The sequence below is a fragment of the Anaerococcus nagyae genome (genome assembly GCF_017874535.1).
GTDB classification, from domain to species: domain Bacteria; phylum Bacillota; class Clostridia; order Tissierellales; family Peptoniphilaceae; genus Anaerococcus; species Anaerococcus nagyae.
Window position 1 is genome coordinate 26,661 of record NZ_JAGGLS010000002.1, and the last position, 21,517, is coordinate 48,177.

Sequence of the window (21,517 nt, forward strand, 5' to 3'; positions counted from 1 at the left end):
AGATATGATGAAAACAAAAAAGAAAAAAGGATTTACTTTAATAGAACTTGTAATAGTTATTGCTATTATTGGAATTTTGGCGGCTGTTGCTCTTCCAAGATATAATAAATCAAGGCTTGCTGCTAGTGAAGCTGCTCATAAGAGCAATGTTCAGATGCTAAAGACAGCTGCTTTAGTTAAACAACATGAGATGAATGTTGGTGATAAAGCTACTTGGACTAGTCAAGAAAGTGCAAAAGATTATGTAGAAAAATGGCCAGTACTTCCAAATGGACTAAAGTATACAAAAACTAGTGCAGAAAATCCGAAAGGTTATACAGTTATAATTGACTCAAATAGCATAACTGTTTTACCTGATGAGAATGATTATACTAAATAAAGTGATATACATCTTTTTATTTATTTTAGGGACCATATTAGGTTCCTTTTCTAATCTAGTTATTAATCGAACTATTAATGAAGAAAGTATAATATATCCACCTAGCCATTGTGATTATTGTAGTCATAGACTTCATCCTTTAGATCTATTTCCTATTTTTAGCTTTATATTTCTAAAAGGTAAATGCAGATATTGTAATACTAAGATTCCTATAGAAATATTTTTTACAGAAACAGTTGTAGGAATATTGATGATATTAATTTACAATCCAAACTCTATAGGACAAACGATTTTATTATCTTTTTCTATTATTTTAGCCTTAATAATTGCTGTAATAGACTTTAAAAGTTGTGATATTTATATGTATCAAGTATTAGTACTAGCAATAATTGGAGCTATTTATAGATATTTGTACTTATCCTATGATTTTGAATTTTTTAAGAAAATATTAATATTTTCCATAATATATTGGCTAATTTATAAGTTAAGTCATGGGGGAATAGGTAATGGTGATGTTTATTTTTATATTTCATTGTTTCTTTTTTTACCAAATGAACTTATAATATGGTTAATACTTTATTCTCTTTGGATTGGAGCAATATTTGCTATTTTAATAGCTATTAAATATAGATCAACTAAAATTGAGATACCTTTTTGTATTTATATATTTATCGCATTTATACTTGTAATATCTAAAAATGGGGTGCTTTTATGAAAAAAAGAGCCTTTACTCTTATAGAACTTTTAGTAGTTCTTGCGATTATTTCTACTATAGTTGGTATAGGAATTACGAAATTTAAGACATTAGATATGATTAAAGCAAATTTAGAATTACAAACAATGGCAAATGATATAAATCATGCTAAAATCAAAGCTCAAACTACAGGTACGTCTTATAAATTAATATTAAATAGAGATTCTTATAAAATTAAAGCAAATGATTTAAATGATAGCTCTAAAGTAATTTATAGAGATTTAAATTATATAGAAATTCTTACTTCAAATGCTGAAATTATTACTTATACAAGTACAGGTAGCGTTAGCAATGCAAATACTATCAACTTAAAATATAAGGATGAGATAGATCCTAAGCAAAGGTACAAACTAAAAATTACAGTGGCAGGAGGACATTCAAGGATTGAAAAAGAAAAATAAAGGATTTACTTTAATAGAAACAGTAGTTGCCTTAGGAATACTATCGATAATAGCAATTCTACTTATGCCGTCACTCTTAGATCTAGTAAAAAGTTCAAAGAGTCTAAAGGACAAACCACAAGTAATATTTGCATTAGAAGAAGCTATAGAAAGTGAAAAGGCAAGTTCTAATGTGGAATATGGAAGTAGAAATATATATGTAAATGGGTTAGAAGTTATAATTACAAGAAATCCTTATGATGATAATCTAGATAAAATAAAAGCTAATTCAAGTAACTATGAACTAGAAGTGTTAGAGGTAAATAATGAGAAAAAAAGGATTTACTTTAATTGAACTTTTAACAGCTCTAGCTATAGGATCTATATTGATTGCTACTTGTTATGCTATATTTGGATCTAATATTAAAGTAGCAAAATATGCATATCAAAATGAGCTAGATTACAAGGAATCATCTGTAGGATTTATATATATAGACAATATTATTAGGTCAGCCTATAAAATTGAGCTTATAGAAGATAATGGCGAAACTAATTTTAAAGTCTATGTTTTAAATAGAGAAAGCAATCAAATTTCTAGTTATAACTTTCTTACAGGAGTATCCGATGGAATTAAGTATCTATACGCCTATATAGATAATATAAGCAATAAAAGTAAAGGAAAATCAAAAGTTAGAATAACAAGATGTGAGAACTTATATCTTTACTTTGATCCATCTAATAAAACAGTAAAAATCTTATTAAATAAAGATAAAACCGAAATTAGGTATGAAAGCTTAATATATGTGGGAGAGAAACTATGAAAAAAGGATTCATATCTATTCTCACTTTATTTGTGTTATTAGTATTATCTCTAACAATAACTTTTATATATCAACAGAATATTAATAATAGTGAATACATATCTGACTTATATAATAAAAAGCAAGCCCAATACCTGGCAGAATCGGTTATTAATAAGTATCTTGTAGAAAACTATGATGAATTAGAAGATATAATTTTAACAGATCATAAAAAATATAATAAAATAAATGAAGAAGTAAATAAAAATACAGAAAAATATTTGTTAGAGGATGATCTTAAAATAAGCTATAAAGGTAGAAATTATACACTTAAGCTAAGACATATATATAGAAAAGAAGATCCTAAAATAAATGATAGCTATAAGCTTTCAATATTTAATATTAGGGTGGGAAATTCAAAATCATCTTCAGAAATATGGTTTAAAGTTATAGATGATGCCGACAATTTGAAAAATAATGGCAAAAAAATTGAAATTATTACAAAACTTACATATTAACTTTTTTATTGCTGGGGTATTGGTATAATAAATAATGAAAAAATGAAATTAAAGGAGATCAAATGAAAATTTTAGTTATTAATTGCGGAAGTTCATCCCTAAAATATCAATTATTTAATATGGATACAGAAGAAGTGATGGTAAAAGGACTTGTTGAAAGAATTGGTATTGAAGGTAGCCGTTTAGTTCAAAAAAATAACGGAGATGAATTTGTTATAGAAGAAGCTATGCAAGATCATACTCAAGCTGTAGGACATGTATTTGATGCCCTAATTGATAGTGAGAATGGTGTTATAGGTAGCCTTGATGAAATAGATGCTGTAGGACATAGATTCGTTCATGGTGGAGAAAAAATGACTAAGTCAGCTTTAATTAATGATGAAGTTAAAGAAGCTATTAACGATGCAGCTAAATTCGCACCACTTCATAATCCAGCAAATATGATGGGACTTAAGGCATGTGAAGAATTACTACCAAATGTTCCAAATGTAGCAGTATTTGATACAGCTTTCCATCAAACTATGCCAGAAAAAACTTATTTATATGGTATTGATTATAAATACTATGAACAAGAAGGTATTAGAAAATATGGCTTCCACGGAACAAGTCACAATTATATAACTAATAGAGCAGCTGAACTTCTTAATAAAGATATAAATGAGACCAATATTATATCAGCTCACTTAGGAAATGGCTCATCAATTACAGCTGTTAAAGAAGGAAAATCATTTGATACAACTATGGGACTTACACCACTTGAAGGACTAGTAATGGGAACAAGATCAGGTGATTTAGATCCAGCCGTAGTAACATATATAGAAGAAAAAGATGGTGTTTCTCCAGGAGAAATGAATAATATTTTAAATAAAAAATCAGGTGTTCTTGGAATTTCTGGTGTAAGTAGCGATTTTAGAGATTTAGAAGAAGCTGCAAAAGAAGGAAATGATAGAGCTCAATATGCTTTAGATATCTTTACAACAAGAGTAAAAAGATATATAGCTGGATATATGGCAGAAATTGAAAACACAGATGCTATTGTATTCACAGGTGGTATTGGAGAAAACTCTATAGAATTACGTAAAGAAATCATGACTGGGTTTGAACAATTTGGCATCAAAATTGATGATGAAGCTAATAACGTACGTGGAGATGAACACGTTATTTCTGCAGAAGATTCTAAAGTTAAAGTTATGGTAATAGCAACAGATGAAGAACTAATGATTGCAAGGGATACACAAAACTTAGTAAAATAATTATCCCTTGACAGATAAGATCACTCAATATATAATATTAAAGATTGCTAAATCTGATAAGAGGAGGTGTAACGATGGCAGTACCAAAAAGAAGAACATCAAAAACTAGAAAAAATAAAAGAAGAGCCTCAGCTTATACTTTGAACAGATCAAACTATGTTGAGTGTCCAAATTGCCATGAGCCAAAACTTCCACACAGAGTTTGCCCAAACTGTGGGGAATATAAGGGCCAAGCAATAATTGATGCAGAATAGAAGAAGATAGTGTTTGACACTATCTTTTTTAGTACCCAAAAAGAGGAATTATGAAAATATTAATTGATACTTATGGAGCTGATGAGGGTAGCCAAGTTACTATAGAGGGTGCTTTGTTAGCTAAACAAGAAATAGACTTTACGCCTGTTTTTATTGGAAATGAGAGAGAAATAAAGCTAACTATACATGATAGAATTCATGATTATGAAATAATATCTACAAATGAATATATATCAAATGATGAGGATCCAGTAAGGGCTATAAGAAGAAAAAAAGATGCATCGATAGTATTAGCCTATGAAAAGTCAAAAGAAGAAGGATATGATGGTCTTATTTCAGCTGGATCAACAGGAGCAGTTTTATCAGGCGGTTTGTTCTTAGCAGGTAGGATAGAAGGAATAAAAAGAGCGTGCCTTGCAGCAGGAATTCCATCAATTGATGGTGCTTTGACACTTTTAATGGACTCTGGAGCTAATATGGATTGTAAGGCAGAATACTTATACGAATTTGCTTTAATGGGATCTGTTTTTCTAGAAAATGTTATGTCCCTTGCTAATCCAAAAGTAGGTCTATTAAATGTAGGAGTGGAAGAACATAAAGGAAATAAACTTAGCAAAGAAACTTACAAATTACTAAAAGAAAGTAATTTAAACTTTGTGGGTAATGTTGAAGCACGTGATCTATTTGCTGGCAATGTAGATATTATTGTAGCTGATGGCTTTGATGGCAATATAGCTTTAAAGACTGCTGAGGGAGTATTAAAGATTATGGGAGATACATTAAAATCTACTATCTATAAATCAACAAAAAATAAAATAGCAGGAGGACTTTTAAAGAAAGATATAAAATCTCTAGCTAGTACTTTTAGTACTGATAAAGTTGGTGGAGCTCCTTTACTTGGGGTAAAATCTTATGTGTATAAGGCCCATGGAAATACTAATGAAATAGCTTTTTCAAATGCTATATTGGGCCTTATGGATTATATACAGACCAATACTATTGAAAAAATTGAAGGAGAACTAAAAAATGGTTAGAGAAGAATTAATTAAACTTGCTAGTGATAATTTAAATATAGATTTTGCTGATATGGATATGAGCACAAAATTATCAGAATTAGATATAGACTCAATTGATATGCTTGATTTTATCATGGTAGTTGAAGATAAATATAACATTGAATTTGAAGAAGATGAACTTGATGAAATAGAAACTCTTAGTGATATAGCTGAGTTAATAGAAAGCAAGAACTAATGACCTTATCATCACAAAGACTATTACAATTAAAGGAATTTGAGGATAAGATTGGCTACATTTTCAATGACAAAAAGTTGATAGATGTAGCCTTTACTCATTCTTCTTATACAAATGAAGTGAAAAATGAAGTAATGAGTAATGAACGTTTAGAGTTTTTAGGAGATAGTGTTCTAGATATGGTAGTAAGTGAAATTTTATTTAAAAATTATCACAAAAAACCAGAAGGATGGTTAACAAAAACTAGATCTAGACTCGTATGTACTGATTCTTTTGCTAAAGCTAGTGAAAAGTATGATTTAACAAGCTATCTAAACTTTGGTCATGGTGAGAAAAAACAAGGTGGAGAATTTAAAAAACACGTTAAAGCAGATACCTTTGAGGCAGTTTGTGCCGCAATATATTTAGATGCTGGTTATGAGTTTTTATTTAATTTTATAACTAATAATTATAGAGAAGATGCTTTAAAAATTATAGAAAATGATGCGATTTTCAATGATTATAAGACAAGGCTTCAAGAATATTATAATGCCCATGATAAAAAAATATTAAAGTATACTTTAGTAGATCAAACTGGCCCTGAACATGATAAGGTATTCACCATGTCTGTTAAAGTAGGTAACAAAACTTTGGCTACAGGCACTGGTAAAAATAAAAAAAAGGCAGAGCAAGATGCTGCTAAGAATGCCTATGAAAGATTAAAAAATGATTAAAAGAGAGTATATAATACCTATATTTATACCTTTTCTAGGTTGCCCTCATGATTGTGCTTTTTGTAATCAAGTAAAAATCACAAATTATAAAGATACAATGAAACCTAATAAGGTTATAGGTGAGATTGAAAAGAACCTAACCTACTTTCCTAAAACTGATAATATCAAAGAAATAGCTTTTTTTGGGGGATCTTTTACAGGTCTTGATAAAGATGTTATGATAGGATATTTAGAGCTTGCAAGAGAATACAAAGAGAAGGGAATTATTGATAGAATCAGATTATCTACTAGACCTGATTATATAAATAATTCTATTCTTGATATTTTAGAAGAATATAAAGTAGATGTTATAGAGCTAGGAATTCAGTCCTTATGTCAAGATGTTTTAGATTACAATGATCGCGGACATAGTGTCATAGAAAGCTATGAAGCTTCTAAACTCATAAAAGAATATGGTTTTACTCTAGGCCATCAAATAATGCCAGGCTTATATAAAGATAATTTTGAAAAAACTATAGATACAGTTATTAAGTCAATTAAAAGTGGTCCAGATATAGTTAGAATATATCCAACTCTTGTAATTAAAGATACAAAACTTGCTATGCTTTATGAAAAGGGAATATATAAACCATTAAGCCTTAAAGATGCTATTGAAGTTTCTGCTGAAGCTGCAATTCTCTATAAGTATGCAGAAATTAATATAATTAGAATTGGATTACAAACTACAGAAAATATAAATGAGGGTGAGGATGTAATAGCTGGACCATTTCATCCAGCTATGAGACAACTCGTAGAATCAGAAATTTATAAAAAATATATAGAAGAGCTTATAAAAACATATGATTTAAAAAATGAAATAACAATTTATACAAATGATAGAAATATTTCTCTAATATCAGGAAATAATAAGTCAAATAAAAATTATTTCTATGAAAAATACAAACTTAATATAAAGTTTAAAACAAATAATGAGGAATTTATAGCATTTAATAATAAAAAAATAGACTTTGATTTAGATAAATTTATAAAAGCTTATGTAAAGAAAAATTATGGTGGTGATTTAATATTAGACTCGAAAGTATAGAGCTTAAGGGATTTAAGTCCTTTGCAAATAAAACAATAATACCTTTTGATGAACAAATCACAGCTATAGTAGGGCCAAATGGATCTGGTAAGAGCAATATATCAGATGCTATAAGATGGGTTTTAGGTGAGCAATCAGTAAAATCACTTCGTGGATCCAAGATGAATGATGTAATTTTTCAAGGGGCAGAAAATAAAAACTCTTTGAATCTAGCTGAAGTTAATCTTAATTTTTCCAATGAGGATAAATCTTTAGATATAGCCTATGATAAGGTTGTGATATCAAGACGTATATATAGAGATGGAGAAAATGAGTATAGGATTAATGGCAAGAAAGTTAGGCTTAAGGATGTTAGAGAGCTTTTTCTAGACACTGGTATAGGGAAAGAAGGCTATTCTATAATAGGCCAAGGTAGGATTGATGAAATTATTAATTCATCAAATATCGAACGAAGAACAATTTTTGAAGAAGCAAGTGGAATTTCTAAGCATAAATACAGAAGAGATGAAGCTAGTAAGAAATTAAATAAAGTTACAGAAGACTTAGAAATTATAGAAAGAGAGTGGGAATACAAATCTCATGATTTAGAAAAACTTTCTGTAGAAGCAAAAAATTTTCAAAAATGGAGAAAGCTTTCCGAACAATTAAATAAAGATTCTTATAACTATTTAACAAATAAATCTAAGGTTTTGATAAAAGAAAGGGAAAATCTGGAAGATAAGATTAAAGGTATAGATGAGTCCATTAAACTTAATGAGAATAATCTTATTGATATAAAAGATAGATTAGAACCTTTTAATAAAGACTATAAAGCTCTTAAATCTTTGATAGAAAATAGTGAGCAAAGTCTTATTAAGTATGAAAAAACAATAGAAGCTAACAAAAATAAAATAGATTTAAACAAGCAGAAGTTAGCTTATAACCAAAAAGATTACAAGCGTATAGAAGATAATCTAAAAGCAAGTAAAGAAAAACTTGAAAAATTTACTGAAAAACTAAAAGAAGAAGAAAATAATTTATCCAGAAAAAATGAAGAAATTGATTCAACTAAAACTTTAATAAATGATTTAACTTTAAGTATAGATGAGTTTAAAGAAAAGAATAGTAAATTTAATAAAAACTTATCGATATTAACTGATAAATATAATAATATTTCTAATGCGATCAACGACTACAATATTAATCTCAAAACTAATGAGTTATTAAAACAAAAAAGAGATGAAGAAAAAAAAGTAAATCAAAAAAAAATAGAGCTTATTAGCTTTCAAATGGATGAATTATCAACAGAAATAGATGATTTGACTAGTAAAATATCAAAGTTAAAGAAAATTTTAGAACAATCTGAATTAGAACTAGAAAAGATTAATAAAGAAATTACTAATATAGAAAATGAACTTTCTATAAATGAGAAGAATCGAAGTAAGACAAATATAAATCTTAAATCTGCAATAAATGAGTATAAGTTTAATAAAAATCTTATCGAGAAAAACGAAGGATATAATTATTCGGTTCAAGACTTTCTAAATAAAAGCAAAGATAGTAAGCTAAGGGATTTTTATCTAGATACCCTAGCTAATCTTATAAATGTAAAAGATGGCTATGAGGATATAATAGATAACCTTATAGGCGGAGCAGTACAAAACATAGTAACTAAAAGTAAAGATGAAACTCGTAATTTGATAAACTTTGTAAATCAAAATAATATTGGTAGAATTACTTTTTTACCAATTGATTCAATTAAAGCTTATAAAAAAGATAAACCTAAGGAAAGCGAAGTAATTGCTATGGCCTATGAACTTTTATCTTACAGTGAAGAGTTAGAAAATATTATTTACCACTTTTTAGGATCAACTGTGGTTGTAAAAGATATAGATGATGCTATTAGTTTATCAAAAAAGATAAAAGGATACAGAATAATTAGCTTAGATTTAGATGTTATTAACGCTTGGGGATCCATGGTAGCTGGTTCTAATAAAAATAAAAGATCCAACATTAATATTTTAAACAGAAATAAGAAACTAAATGATAATAAAAGGAAGATAGGTACTCTTAAATCTGAACACGATAGGCTTTTAGATGAACATTCTAAACTGGAAAAACAAAAAAAAGATGTTTTAAAAGAAAGTCAAAAACTAGAAAACTCATATAAGAAAAATAAGGAAAGTTTCTCAAAAATTTCAAATGATATAGGAAATTTAACCTATAAGTTAGAGAATCTAAGCACTCAAAGAGAAGAACTAGAAGACAATAACAATATTAGCCCAGTTATTAATTCTAATATAGATATAGATGAATTAAACAATAACTATAAAAAATATAAAGATTTAATTGATGCTATAAATGAGGATATTAAAGCTAATGAAAAACTTAAGATAGAAACCACTTCAAAACTATCGGAGTCAAAAAATAAACTAGAAATTTCTAATCGCGACTTAAATATGATCAATAATACAATATCAAGTATTAAAGCAGAGCTAGCTAATCTATCTCAAAGTCAGAAAATAGAAGATAAATTATTGCTGGAAACTGATGAGAATCTTAGTCAAGTTAGTACAGAAAATGAAAAACTTTTAAATAAAAATCTTGATTTATCTAAAAGAATAGTTGATTTATCAAATGAATTGAAATCTAATAAAAGTTTATTAGAAGAAAAGGAAAGTGAGAATAGTAAGCTTATAGAATCTTTAAAAGATCTTGAAGAGAATATAAATACTTTTAATATAGAAAAAGTAAAATTATCTTATAAATTGGAGTCTATAGATAAGGAATACAACAATCTTTTAGACGAAGTAAAACCTTATATAAGTATAGAAATAAATGATCTTAAGAAAAAGTATAAGGATGAAAATCCAGTAGAAGTTAAAAAAGATAAGCTTATAAGCTTACAAAAATCCATCAACAATATAGGTTATTTTACGACAGATTCAGAAAAATTATATAAAGAAAGTCTAGAAGAATTTAACTTCATAGATACTCAAGTAAAAGATTTAAAAGAATCTAAGGATAATATAAAGAAGATGATAATATCTCTTGAGTCCGAGATGAAAGATGAGTTTAAAAAGAACTTTGATCTTATAAATGAGAGATTTGCTAGAATTTTTAAGACATTGTTTATAGGTGGGGAAGCTAAGCTTAAGCTAGATGATGAAAATGTATTATTAGCGGGAGTAGATATTATAGCACGTCCTCCATCAAAATCATTAAAGTCAATAACACTTTTATCTGGAGGAGAAAAAGCTCTTACAGCAGTTGCACTTTTATTTGCTATATTTGAAACAAATCCAGCGCCTTTTGCAATCTTAGATGAGATAGATGCAGCCTTAGATGAAACAAACATAAAAAGATATATAGAATATTTAAAATCATTATCCGAAAAATCTCAATTTATAATGATCACTCATAGACAAACCACTATGCAACTTGCTGAAAAAATACATGGAGTAACTATAGGTGATGATGGAATAAGTAAAGTATACTCTATTGACTTTAGCGAAGATTGATAATTAGACACTTAAAAGTAAAATAAACTTATCAAGGAGGAAGTATGGCAATTAGAAATATAAGAATAGAAGGAGATCCAATACTTAGAAAAGTATGTAGGGAAGTTCCTGAGATTACAGATAGAATAAAAGTATTATTAGATGACATGGGAGAGACAATGTATTCTGCCGATGGTGTAGGCCTTGCTGCTCCTCAAGTTGGAATATTAAAAAGAATTATAGTAGTAGATCCACATGATGAAGAAACTGGTCTAGTAAAGTTGGTTAATCCGGAGATTGTCGAATCTGATGGAGAACAAATTGGCGTTGAGGGCTGTCTATCTATACCAAATTATAATGCTACTGTTAAAAGACCAGAACATGTTAAAGTTAAATATATTGATGAAGATGGTAATGAAAAAGTTTGGGATGCTCATGGTTTCCCAGCAGTAATTTTATCCCATGAAATAGACCATTTGAATGGTGTTTTATTTAGAGATAAATCTATAGAAGAGATAAATTATGAAATCGAAAATGCTTAATATATGTTTTATGGGCAATCCAAAGTTTGCTGTGCAGACTTTGGATGTTCTTTGTAAGGATAGTAATTTTGATGTTAAACTAGTGGTTTCTTCTAAAGATAAGAAGAGATCAAGAAATAAGGTTACCCCTACTGAAGTCAAAAAATACGCTATGGAAAATAATGTACCAGTATCTACTCCAGATAGTGTTAATACTGAAGAATTTGTAAAAGAACTTAAAGATTTAGAAATTGACTTTATAATAGTAGTTGCCTTTGGACAATTAATTGGTAATTTGCTTTTAGAAGAGTTCCATGATAGGATAATCAATCTTCATCCATCAATTTTACCAAAATATAGAGGAGCTGCACCTATGCAGTTTACTCTATTAAATGGTGATAAAGAAACTGCACCAACTACAATGCTTATAGAAAAAGGAATGGATAGTGGTGATATATTATTGCAAAATGTTGTAAATGTTGATATCAATGATGATTATTATTCATTGGAAAATAAGATGTCTAACTTAGGCTCCAAAGCTATTAAATATACTCTTTTAAATTTTGATAAACTTTATGTAAATAGGATTAAACAAGATGATAGTAAAGCTACCTTTACAAAAAAAATAAGTAAAGAAATGGGTAATATTAATTGGGAAAATGATAGCTTTGCAATTTACAACCAAATTCGTGCTTTAATTGATTATCCTAAAGCATACTTTCATTATGAAGGAAAAAATGTAAAAGTTTTAGAATCGGAAATTCTCGATTCTTATCAAGGAAATCCAGGATATGTTTATGAAGCAGATAGTAAAAATAATATTATAATTGGTACAAAAAATGGAGCTATTAGAATAAATAAACTTCAATTTCCAGGAAAAAAAGCCATGGATACCAAGTCATTTCTTATGGGCAATGATTTTAAAAAGGGAATTTATCTAGATGACTGATTTAAACTTAGCTTTCAATATACTTAAATCCGTCATTTACGAAGATAGAAAATCAAATGAAGAGATAAATAAACTTGCCGATAAGGCAGGTAATTTGTCTTTAGTTACTAAAATAGTATATGGAGTTTTGGAAAATAAAATTTATCTGGATTATATGATAAGAAAGCTATCTAGTGTAAGATTAAAAAAAATTCATCCATATGTATTAACTATTCTAGAAATTGGATTTTATAATATTCATTTTTTAAATACTAAGGATTATGCTATAGTAAATGAGTTAGTAGAGCTTACAAAAGCTAAAAATAAAAGATCAACTGGCTTTGTAAATGCAATACTTCGAAATTTTATAAGAGAAGAAGATGAAGTGGCAAAAATATATGAAAGTGATGATATAAAATCTCTTTCTATTAGATATTCATTGCAAGAAGATATAACTAACTATATTTATGATAATTATGGAATGGACTATACCAAGAATTTCCTAAGATATATAAATGATGAGCAAATTATTTCTATTAGGGTTAATACCTTAAAAACTAATAAGGATGAATTAACAAAATCTTTACAAGTTTTAGGTTATAATATTTCTGAAGGAAGTTTGGGCAAAAATTCATTAAAAGTAATAAATCCTGCAGGACTTATTAGTACAAGGGAATTCGGAAATGGTTTATTTACTATTCAACAAGAAGCTTCTCAAAAAGTTATAGAGGTTTTAGATCCAAAAGAAAATTCAAACATTTTAGATTTATGTGCAGCTCCAGGTACTAAAACTTCATATATCGGTGAGTACACGAGTAACCAGTCATATATTGTAGCTAATGATATATCTACTAACAAACTCCCGCTTATAAAAGAAAATATGGATAGACTTGGCCTTAAAAATATTGAACTTGTAAGTTTTGATGCATGTAAATTAGAGAAAAAGTATAAAGATCAATTTGATTATGTTCTAGTAGATGCTCCGTGTTCAGGTCTTGGTGTTATGGGAAGAAAGCCCGAAATACGCTATAATAGAAGTATAGAAGATATAAAAAATCTGGGCAAGCTTCAAAGAGAAATTTTAGATCAAGCTATGAAGTATTTAAAAAAAGATGGTATTTTAGTATATTCTACTTGTACTATAGGAAATATTGAGAATAAAAATAATTTTGAATATTTAAAAAATCAAAATAATCTTCAGCTATTATCAATAGAAGGTAAAGATTATATAGAATATATAAATTTCAAGGATAAAACAGATGGATTTTTTATAAGTAAGTTTAAGAAGATATAATATGAAACAAACAATAAATGATAAGACAATTAAAGAACTAGAAGAAATATTTAAGAATTTGGGTTTTAAAAAGTTTAGGGCAAAGCAAGTTTTTAGGCAAATTCATGTTAATAAAATTAATGATTTTGATCAAATGACAGATTTACCACGTGATATGAGAGCTAAACTGGATGAAGTTTTTGAAATTGATAAGATAAGTTTATTTAAAAGTTTTGAATCTAATATAGATGATACAAAGAAGTACTTATTTGAACTTAAAGATGGTAATATTATTGAAGCTGTTTTTATGGATTACCATGATAGGAAGACTATTTGTATATCTTCACAAGTAGGGTGTAGAATGGGCTGCACTTTTTGTGCCTCTACTAAAAAGGGACTAGAGAGAAATTTAACTGCTTCCGAAATTATTGAAGAAGTATATGAACTTGAAAGACTAAATGATGATATTAATAATATTGTAATCATGGGCATAGGGGAGCCTTTGGATAACTTTAAAAATATTATTAAATTTATAGAAATTATAACAAATGAAAAGGGTCGCAACCTATCACATAGGTCTATAACTATATCTACTTCAGGCTTAACTCCAAAAATTTATGAGCTTGCTGATACAGGTCTTGATGTAAACTTAGCAGTTAGCTTGCACTATCCTACTGATGAGCAAAGAAGAGAGTATATGCCTATAGCTAGAAAGTATAATATAAACGGTTTAATGAGAGCCACAGACTATTACTTAGATAAAACTAAAAGAAGAGTTTCTTTTGAGTATGTAGTTATTGACGGAGTAAATAACAGAAATAGCGATGTATACAATTTAACTAAGTTGATGAAAGGTAAAAATGTACATATAAACCTTATTCCTCTTAATCCAATAGAAGAATTTAAACATGGTAAGACTTCAAGAAAGATCATAAATGATTTCTCAGATAGGCTGATAAAAAAAGGTTTAAATGCTACTATTAGATATTCTATGGGTGAAGATATAGACGCTAGCTGCGGCCAGCTGAGAAATAATTATGTGAGGTAATCATGAAATTTAGTTCAATATCAAATATTGGCAAGTTTAGGGAGACAAATGAAGATTCATATAGTAATGTTTCCATTGACAATTATGATTTTTTCATAGTTGCGGATGGGATGGGTGGTCATAGTGATGGAGAACTTGCAAGCTCTCTTGCAAGTAAGTCTTATACTGATTTTATAAAGAATGCAAAGATAGATAAATATGAAGATATTGCTGATTTACAAGCGGATGCAATCAAATATTCCAATGAAAAAGTTTTTGAAATTGCAAAAGAAAAAGACGAGAAAATGGGAACTACTGTAGTTTGCCTTTGTATAGACTATATAAAGAATATATATCATATAAGTCATATTGGTGATTCCAGACTTTATTTATATAGAAATGATGAGCTTAAACAAGTTACAAAAGATCACTCCTTAGTAAATGAACTTATAGATAGTGGTGCTTTAAAAGAAGATGAAGCAGAGAACTTTATTAACAAAAATGCAATCACTAGAGCTGTAGGAATTAGTCAAGAGGTTAAGTCAGATTATAAAACTATAGAGATAAAGGATGATGATATCATTTTAATAGCTACCGATGGATTATTTAATGAATTGAAAGTTAATTCGATAATAAGTGTTATAAAAGAAAATGAAGATGTTTACGATATTTCGTCAAGTCTTATTGATGCGGCAAACGCATCAGGCGGTCACGATAATATAACGGTAACAACGATAAAAATGTAAGAGGGTATTATGGAAAATATAATTTTGGACGATAGGTACGAGATTATCGAACAAATCGGTGTAGGGGGTATGGCTAAAGTTTATAAGGCCAAAGATAAACTCCTCGATAGATTTGTAGCTATCAAAATACTCAAAGAACAATATGCGGAAGATGATGAATTTCTCAAAAAATTTAATAATGAGGCTCAGTCTGCTGCTAAACTTTCACATATAAATATAGTAAATGTTTTTGATATTGGACAAGATCTATATAATGGACAGATGATTTATTATATAGTAATGGAATATGTAGAAGGTAAGACATTAAAAGACTATATAATTGACGAGGGAAAGCTTTCTAATCACGATATAATAGACTATTCTACGCAGATTGCCCAAGCTTTAAAAACAGCTCACCAAGCAGGTATAATCCATAGGGACATCAAGCCACAAAATATACTAATTGACAACTATGGTTTATTAAAGGTAACTGATTTTGGTATAGCACGTGTTTCATCGAATGCTACTATAACTTATACAAGCTCAATACTTGGGACGGTTCATTATATATCACCAGAGCAAGCAAAGGGAAAAATTGTAGATGAAAAATCTGACCTTTACTCTCTAGGCGCTGTGATGTATGAAATGGCAACTGGAAAAGTTCCTTTTGATGCAGATAATTCTGTAGGAATTGCTGTTATGCATATTCAAGATCAAGCAATTGAGCCAAAAGAAATAAATCCAAATCTTTCAGATCATCTAAATTATATAATAATGAAACTTTTATCAAAGGATCCAAGTGAAAGATTTTTAAATGCAATAGAACTTATTGATGCTTTAGATGATGAGAATTACTATGTAGAAGAAGAAGCGGATGATATTGCTCAAACAGCGAGGATACCTATAGTTGTTCCTAAAGAAAAATCATATGAAAAAGTTTACTATGATAATCAACCAGAAGAAGATGGAGAAGAAGAGCCAGAAGAAAAAGAAGCTGTTTATGTATCTAACTCAGAGTCAGAAGAAAATAGTGATAAAAGAAAAAATGATAAAAAAATATGGCCTTTATTTATAGCTGCCCTTATTTTATTAGGAGCTATTTACTTTTTTAGAAATAGAACAAATAATCAAGTAGTTGTTGAAGTACCAACGGTTATTAACCTAGATCAGGAACAAGCCTTTAATGAACTGGAAAGACGTGGGTTGAAGCCAAATATCTTAAGCAGTGAACAAAGTGATGAGTATGAAAAAGGGAAGGTCATGAGCCAAGATCCAACACCAAATTCAAAAGCAAACAGAGGAAGTACTGTAAATCTTGTAATAAGTGAAGGACGAGAGGTAGAAGTTCCTGACTTGAAAAATATGACAATATCACAAGCAGAGGAAACACTTAAGGAAAAAGGTCTTAAACTTGGTAGAACTAATTCATCTTCAAGTGATGAAGTAGAAAAGGACTTGATTATAAATCAAAATCCAAGCCCAAATACTAAGCTACAAACTGGTACAGAAATAGACGTAACTGTAAGTACTGGCTCAGATCAGAGAGTTAAAACTGTAGAAGTTCCAAATTTAATAGGAAAGTCAGAACAAGACGCAAGAGCTATTGTTTCACAATATGGTCTTAGTTTAAGAGATGTTAACTATGCCAATAGTAATGATGTAGCAAGAGGTATAGTAATGAATCAATCAATTTCTAGCGGAACTGAAGTGGCTAAAAATTCTAAAATTGACTTTACTGTAAGCCTAGGATCAGAAGAAAATAAAAATAATCAAGATCAGGATAATGACCAAGACCAAAATAATAATAATGATGATAACTCAAATGATTTTAGAAATGTTGTGCTAAATGTTTCTATTACAGATCCAGCCGATCAGTTTAATGTAATGGTATTTGATATAGTCAATGGACAAAGGAACCAAGCTATAATAAATCAAACTATGTATAGTAGTGATTTGCATGATGGAGTCTTGACATTAAATGTAAAAGCAAGACTTGGCACGAATTTAGAAGTATTAATAGATAATCAATCCTACGGAGTGTATGAAGTAAATCAATGAATGGAAAAATAATAAAATCTCAAAAAGAATTGTATTATGTAGAAACTTCTGAAAATATTTTTATGTGTAAAGCTCGTGGCAATTTTAGAAAAAGAGGTATAAAACCTTTGGTTGGAGATAATGCTCTTATAGAAATACAAGAAGAAGACAAAGCTTATATTATAGAAATATTAGAAAGAAAAAATGAGATAAAGAGACCTAATATAGCTAATATAGATCAAATGCTTATTTTTGTAACTATAAATGATCCACCTCTTAATTTATATAATCTTGATAAATACCTTGCAATGTGTGAGCATGAAAATATAGACGTAGTAATTGTTCTTAGTAAAAAAGATCTAGCTAAAGATAATAAAATTAAAGAATTAACTAAAATTTATGAAAATTTAGATTATAAAGTATTAAGTCTAGATAACTATAATGATTTTCCCAAAAAAGACATTACGGAAATACTAGAAGGAAAAACTTCTGCAGTTTCTGGAGCCTCAGGAGTAGGAAAGAGTACTTTTTTAAATAATCTAGTGGATAAAGATTTAGAAATAGGTGAGATATCTGATAAATTAAAAAGGGGCAAAAATACTACCCGTCATACAGAAATTTTTAGTATAAATCCACAAACTTATATATTTGATACTCCAGGATTTGATAGTTTTGACTTTGATTTTATAGAAGATGAAAATAATCTAAAATATTGTTTTAGAGAAATGTCTATTAGCAATTGTAGATTTAATAATTGTAACCATATCAATGAACCAAATTGTTCTGTAAAAGAAAAAGTTGAAAATGGTGACATTGCTAAAAGTAGATATGATAATTATGTTTTATTGTTTAAAGAACTTAAAGAAAGGCGAGAAAATAAATGGTAGAACTAGCTCCTTCAATTTTAAGTTGTAATTTTGCAAATTTGGAAGCTGATATTGAAAAGACAAAAGGAACTGATTTAAAGAATCTTCATATAGATGTTATGGATGGATTATTTGTACCAAACATTTCCTTTGGATTTAAAGTTATAGAGGATATTAGAAAAAAGAATGATTATTACTTTGATACGCATGCTATGATTGAAGAACCTATAAGGTATGTAGAAGAATTTAAAAAATCTGGTGTTGATAGATTAACTATACACTATGAAGCGTGCAAAGATCTAGATAAAACTATTAGTGTCGTTAAAGATTCTGGAATGGAAGTTGGTCTAACCTTTAAACCTGCCACTGATATTAATCTTGTAATACCATATTTAGACAAAATTGATTTAGTCTTAGTTATGAGTGTAGAGCCTGGCTTTGGCGGACAAAGCTTCATGGAAGATTCTCTAGATAAGATAAAAATTTTAAGAGAGTATATTGATAAAAATAATCTAGATTGCCTTATAGAAGTAGATGGTGGAATTAAGACTACAAATGTGGAAAAAGCCATAGATGCAGGGGCTGATCTAATTGTATCTGGATCTGATATTTTTGGAAAAGATATAAAAAATCAAATAGATAAATATTATAAAATATTTGAGAAAAAGTCACTTTCATAGTGGCTTTTTTTAATACATGGGTATGTATATACAAACGTAAAGTTTAGAAAATTAAGGAGAAAATAATGGCGAATAAAGAAGATAAGAATCAAAAATATGATTTTAAAAAGGCTCCCCTAACTCCACCAGACATAGATAAAGTAGAGCAAGTAAAAGATAATGCAAAGCAAAAAGATCTAGAAACCAATAAAGTAGATAACAAGGGTAAAGCTTTTACAACAAACAAAGGCCTAAAAATGGCTGAAGATGAATTTTCATTAAAGGCTGGTAGACGTGGACCAACTCTTTTAGAGGATTTTCATTTAAGAGAAAAAATAATGCACTTTGACCATGAGAGGATTCCAGAAAGAATAGTTCATGCTCGTGGTGTAGGAGCTCATGGTGTATTTAAATGTACAAAAGATATGAGTGAATATACAAAAGCTTCATTATTTACACAAGAAGGTAAAGAAACTCCACTATTTACAAGAATTTCTACAGTAGCAGGATTTAGAGGTTCAACAGATACTCCCCGTGATGTACGTGGATTTGCTTTAAAATTTTATACTGATGAAGGAAACTACGATATAGTAGGAAATAATATTCCAGTTTTCTTTATTCAAGATGCTATAAAATTCCCTGATTTTGTGCATGCTGTAAAACCAGAACCAGATACAGAAGTACCACAGGCTCAATCAGCTCATGATACATTTTGGGACTTTGTTTCAAAAAATCAAGAGTCAGCACATACTGTAATGTGGGCTATGAGTGATAGAGCTATACCACTTAGTCTACGTATGATGGATGGATTTGCTGTTCACACATTTAGATTTGTAAATGCTGAAGGAAAAGGAACATTTGTTCGTTTCCAATGGAATCCTCAACTAGGAGTGCACTCTAGGGTTTGGGACGAAACGTTAAAAGTTTCAGGCAATGATCCAGATAGCCAAAGGAAAGATTTATACGATGCAATTGACGAAGGAAACTATCCAGTATGGGACTTTTGTGTTCAACTTTTGCCAGAAGAAAAAGAATTTGACTATCCATTTGATATCCTAGATCCAACAAAAGTATGGCCTGAAGAAGATATACCAAAAGTAAAAATCGGTGAAATCACACTAAATAGAAATGTTGATAACTACTTTGCAGAAACAGAACAAGTTGCTTTTAATCCGGGAAATGTTGTACCAGGAATTGATTTTTCAAATGACCCATTACTACAAGGTAGATTATTCTCATATACAGATACACAATTATTAAGACTTGGTGGTCCAAACTTTGCACAAATTCCAATAAATAGACCAATTTCTGAAGTTCATAATAACCAAAGAGATGGATGGCATCAACATATGATAAATAAAGGACCAGTATCCTATCATAAATCGGCAATTGATGATCAATCTCCATACTATGAAAGTCCAGAAAATGGTGGCTACGAACACTACCAAGAAAAAATAGATGGAAGAGCTATAAAAGATCGTGATGATAGCTTTAGAGATCATTTTAGTCAAGCAACATCTTTCTATAAATCATTAAGTAAAGTAGAGCAAGAACATATCAAAAATGCATTTTCATTCGAGCTTTCAAAAGTAAAAAGACCAGAAATTAGACAAAATGTGGTAGATATGTTTGCAAATGTAGATAAAGATATGGCAACAGAAATTGCTAAAAATGTTGGGGCGGATACTCCAAACGCTGAGAGAGGATTTGATCCAGTAGGTATTAAGGCAAGTAAAGAAGCATTAGAAGTAAAAATGCCAGAATTTTCACAAGAAAATACTATTTTTAAACCAGATACTTTAAAAGTAGGAATTTATTCTGATAGTGACGATGATTTTGACTTTAAGTCTTTAGTAAAATCAATAAAGAATAGTAAAGCAAAAGCAGAAATAATACAAGCGGATTTACAAGATACTAAGGATGGCGTAATGGTAACTCATAGATACGAGACAATCCATCCAGTATTAGAAGATGCTTTAATCATAGTAGTACCAGAAAAACCAAGTCATGAATTTAGCAAAAATGTTGGTGAATTTGCAAAGGAAACATTTAAGCACTACAAACCTCTTTGGATAATAGGTGATGCAAGTGATATTCTATCAGATGACCAACAAAAGGCTGATGGAGTAATGGTTACTAAAGATAGCAAAGATATTGATAAATTTATAGAAAACTTAACAAAACAAAGATTCTGGGATAGAGATGGCTCTAACTAGATAAAAAAAGACCACTGGGCGGTAAATCCTACCTAGTGGTTTTTATTTTGAATTCAAAATAAAAAAAGCATCTAATTATGCTTTTTGTACTCTTCCAGATTTTAAACATTTAGTACATACGTTGATTGATTTTGGAGATCCATCTACTATAGCCCTAACTTTATGCACGTTTGGTTTAAAAGTTCTGTTGACACCTTTGTGTGAGAAAGTAACTGATTTACCTGATTTTACCCCTTTACCACAAATATCACATGAATTTGCCATATAAAACACCTCCTAGCTTTTTACGATTAATCTTTATTATTTTACCAAAAGATTGGTTAAATTACAAATTTTTTTAAACAAAACAAAGATATTAAATTAAGGTATAATAGATTAATAGAAAACTTTGATTTAAATT

General features: G+C 29.1%; 23 protein-coding genes. 22 read left to right on the top strand and 1 reads right to left on the bottom strand.

All coding sequences use genetic code 11. From position 1 onward, the window contains the following. The first annotated feature begins 7 nt into the window (after positions 1-7). The 22 genes from J2Z39_RS08565 to J2Z39_RS02345 all read left to right on the top strand — a co-directional run bounded on the left by J2Z39_RS08565 (position 8) and on the right by J2Z39_RS02345 (position 21,117). A complete protein-coding gene (locus J2Z39_RS08565; protein ID WP_209813575.1) occupies positions 8-379 on the top strand; it encodes a type IV pilin protein in 372 nt (123 codons plus the stop codon). Beyond that, positions 363-1,094 (top strand): prepilin peptidase, encoded by a 732-nt coding sequence (locus J2Z39_RS08570; protein ID WP_281063082.1) that lies wholly within the window; start codon positions 363-365, stop codon positions 1,092-1,094. The genes J2Z39_RS08565 and J2Z39_RS08570 overlap by 17 nt, the downstream gene beginning before the upstream one ends. Beyond that, positions 1,091-1,534, top strand: coding sequence for a prepilin-type N-terminal cleavage/methylation domain-containing protein (locus tag J2Z39_RS02250; protein WP_117520816.1), 444 nt, complete (start codon positions 1,091-1,093; stop codon positions 1,532-1,534). The genes J2Z39_RS08570 and J2Z39_RS02250 overlap by 4 nt, the downstream gene beginning before the upstream one ends. Beyond that, entirely contained in the window at positions 1,518-1,868 is a 351-nt protein-coding gene (gene comGE, locus J2Z39_RS02255; RefSeq protein WP_209813578.1) for a competence type IV pilus minor pilin ComGE, read from the top strand. Before J2Z39_RS02250 ends, comGE begins: the two co-directional genes overlap by 17 nt. Next, on the top strand, positions 1,840-2,334 hold the full coding sequence (locus J2Z39_RS02260; protein WP_209813580.1) for a PilW family protein: 495 nt from the start codon (positions 1,840-1,842) through the stop codon (positions 2,332-2,334). Before comGE ends, J2Z39_RS02260 begins: the two co-directional genes overlap by 29 nt. Further along, on the top strand, positions 2,331-2,831 hold the full coding sequence (locus tag J2Z39_RS02265; RefSeq protein WP_209813582.1) for a hypothetical protein: 501 nt from the start codon (positions 2,331-2,333) through the stop codon (positions 2,829-2,831). The genes J2Z39_RS02260 and J2Z39_RS02265 overlap by 4 nt, the downstream gene beginning before the upstream one ends. Before the next feature lie 62 nt (positions 2,832-2,893). Then, positions 2,894-4,084 carry an acetate/propionate family kinase gene (locus J2Z39_RS02270; protein ID WP_117520824.1) on the top strand — a complete coding sequence of 397 codons (1,191 nt, stop codon included), beginning with the start codon at positions 2,894-2,896 and terminating at the stop codon, positions 4,082-4,084. Positions 4,085-4,158: 74 nt separating this feature from the next. Then, on the top strand, positions 4,159-4,338 hold the full coding sequence (gene rpmF / locus J2Z39_RS02275; protein WP_117520827.1) for a 50S ribosomal protein L32: 180 nt from the start codon (positions 4,159-4,161) through the stop codon (positions 4,336-4,338). Positions 4,339-4,388: 50 nt separating this feature from the next. Beyond that, a complete protein-coding gene (plsX, locus tag J2Z39_RS02280) occupies positions 4,389-5,372 on the top strand; it encodes a phosphate acyltransferase PlsX (RefSeq protein ID WP_209813584.1) in 984 nt (327 codons plus the stop codon). Beyond that, a complete protein-coding gene (locus J2Z39_RS02285) occupies positions 5,365-5,589 on the top strand; it encodes an acyl carrier protein (protein WP_117520831.1) in 225 nt (74 codons plus the stop codon). Before plsX ends, J2Z39_RS02285 begins: the two co-directional genes overlap by 8 nt. Beyond that, positions 5,589-6,302, top strand: coding sequence for a ribonuclease III (gene rnc / locus J2Z39_RS02290; protein WP_209813586.1), 714 nt, complete (start codon positions 5,589-5,591; stop codon positions 6,300-6,302). Before J2Z39_RS02285 ends, rnc begins: the two co-directional genes overlap by 1 nt. Beyond that, positions 6,295-7,386 (top strand): elongator complex protein 3, encoded by a 1,092-nt coding sequence (locus tag J2Z39_RS02295; protein ID WP_209813589.1) that lies wholly within the window; start codon positions 6,295-6,297, stop codon positions 7,384-7,386. Before rnc ends, J2Z39_RS02295 begins: the two co-directional genes overlap by 8 nt. After that, positions 7,368-10,886: a chromosome segregation protein SMC gene (gene smc, locus J2Z39_RS02300; RefSeq protein WP_209813742.1), complete on the top strand. Its 3,519-nt coding sequence runs from the start codon at positions 7,368-7,370 to the stop codon at positions 10,884-10,886. The genes J2Z39_RS02295 and smc overlap by 19 nt, the downstream gene beginning before the upstream one ends. Positions 10,887-10,930: 44 nt before the next feature. Further along, positions 10,931-11,407, top strand: coding sequence for a peptide deformylase (gene def / locus J2Z39_RS02305; RefSeq protein ID WP_209813591.1), 477 nt, complete (start codon positions 10,931-10,933; stop codon positions 11,405-11,407). Then, a complete protein-coding gene (gene fmt, locus J2Z39_RS02310; protein WP_245325666.1) occupies positions 11,388-12,335 on the top strand; it encodes a methionyl-tRNA formyltransferase in 948 nt (315 codons plus the stop codon). The genes def and fmt overlap by 20 nt, the downstream gene beginning before the upstream one ends. Beyond that, positions 12,328-13,608, top strand: coding sequence for a 16S rRNA (cytosine(967)-C(5))-methyltransferase RsmB (gene rsmB, locus J2Z39_RS02315; protein WP_117520841.1), 1,281 nt, complete (start codon positions 12,328-12,330; stop codon positions 13,606-13,608). The genes fmt and rsmB overlap by 8 nt, the downstream gene beginning before the upstream one ends. A gap of 1 nt (position 13,609) precedes the next feature. After that, on the top strand, positions 13,610-14,635 hold the full coding sequence (gene rlmN, locus J2Z39_RS02320) for a dual-specificity RNA methyltransferase RlmN (RefSeq protein WP_117520843.1): 1,026 nt from the start codon (positions 13,610-13,612) through the stop codon (positions 14,633-14,635). Positions 14,636-14,637: 2 nt separating this feature from the next. After that, positions 14,638-15,360: a Stp1/IreP family PP2C-type Ser/Thr phosphatase gene (locus J2Z39_RS02325; protein ID WP_117520845.1), complete on the top strand. Its 723-nt coding sequence runs from the start codon at positions 14,638-14,640 to the stop codon at positions 15,358-15,360. A gap of 9 nt (positions 15,361-15,369) precedes the next feature. Next, the gene (gene pknB, locus J2Z39_RS02330) at positions 15,370-17,397 is read left to right on the top strand and encodes a Stk1 family PASTA domain-containing Ser/Thr kinase (protein ID WP_209813593.1); all 2,028 of its coding nucleotides are present in this window, start codon (positions 15,370-15,372) and stop codon (positions 17,395-17,397) included. Continuing rightward, positions 17,394-18,263, top strand: coding sequence for a ribosome small subunit-dependent GTPase A (gene rsgA, locus J2Z39_RS02335; RefSeq protein ID WP_209813595.1), 870 nt, complete (start codon positions 17,394-17,396; stop codon positions 18,261-18,263). The genes pknB and rsgA overlap by 4 nt, the downstream gene beginning before the upstream one ends. Beyond that, complete coding sequence (rpe, locus tag J2Z39_RS02340) at positions 18,257-18,922, top strand: ribulose-phosphate 3-epimerase (protein ID WP_209813597.1); 666 nt, start codon at positions 18,257-18,259, stop codon at positions 18,920-18,922. Before rsgA ends, rpe begins: the two co-directional genes overlap by 7 nt. A gap of 65 nt (positions 18,923-18,987) precedes the next feature. Beyond that, on the top strand, positions 18,988-21,117 hold the full coding sequence (locus J2Z39_RS02345) for a catalase (protein ID WP_117520853.1): 2,130 nt from the start codon (positions 18,988-18,990) through the stop codon (positions 21,115-21,117). Positions 21,118-21,192: 75 nt separating this feature from the next. On the opposite strand, the gene rpmB is transcribed toward J2Z39_RS02345, so the two are convergent. Beyond that, entirely contained in the window at positions 21,193-21,381 is a 189-nt protein-coding gene (rpmB, locus tag J2Z39_RS02350) for a 50S ribosomal protein L28 (protein WP_117520855.1), read from the bottom strand. Positions 21,382-21,517 lie beyond the last annotated feature (136 nt).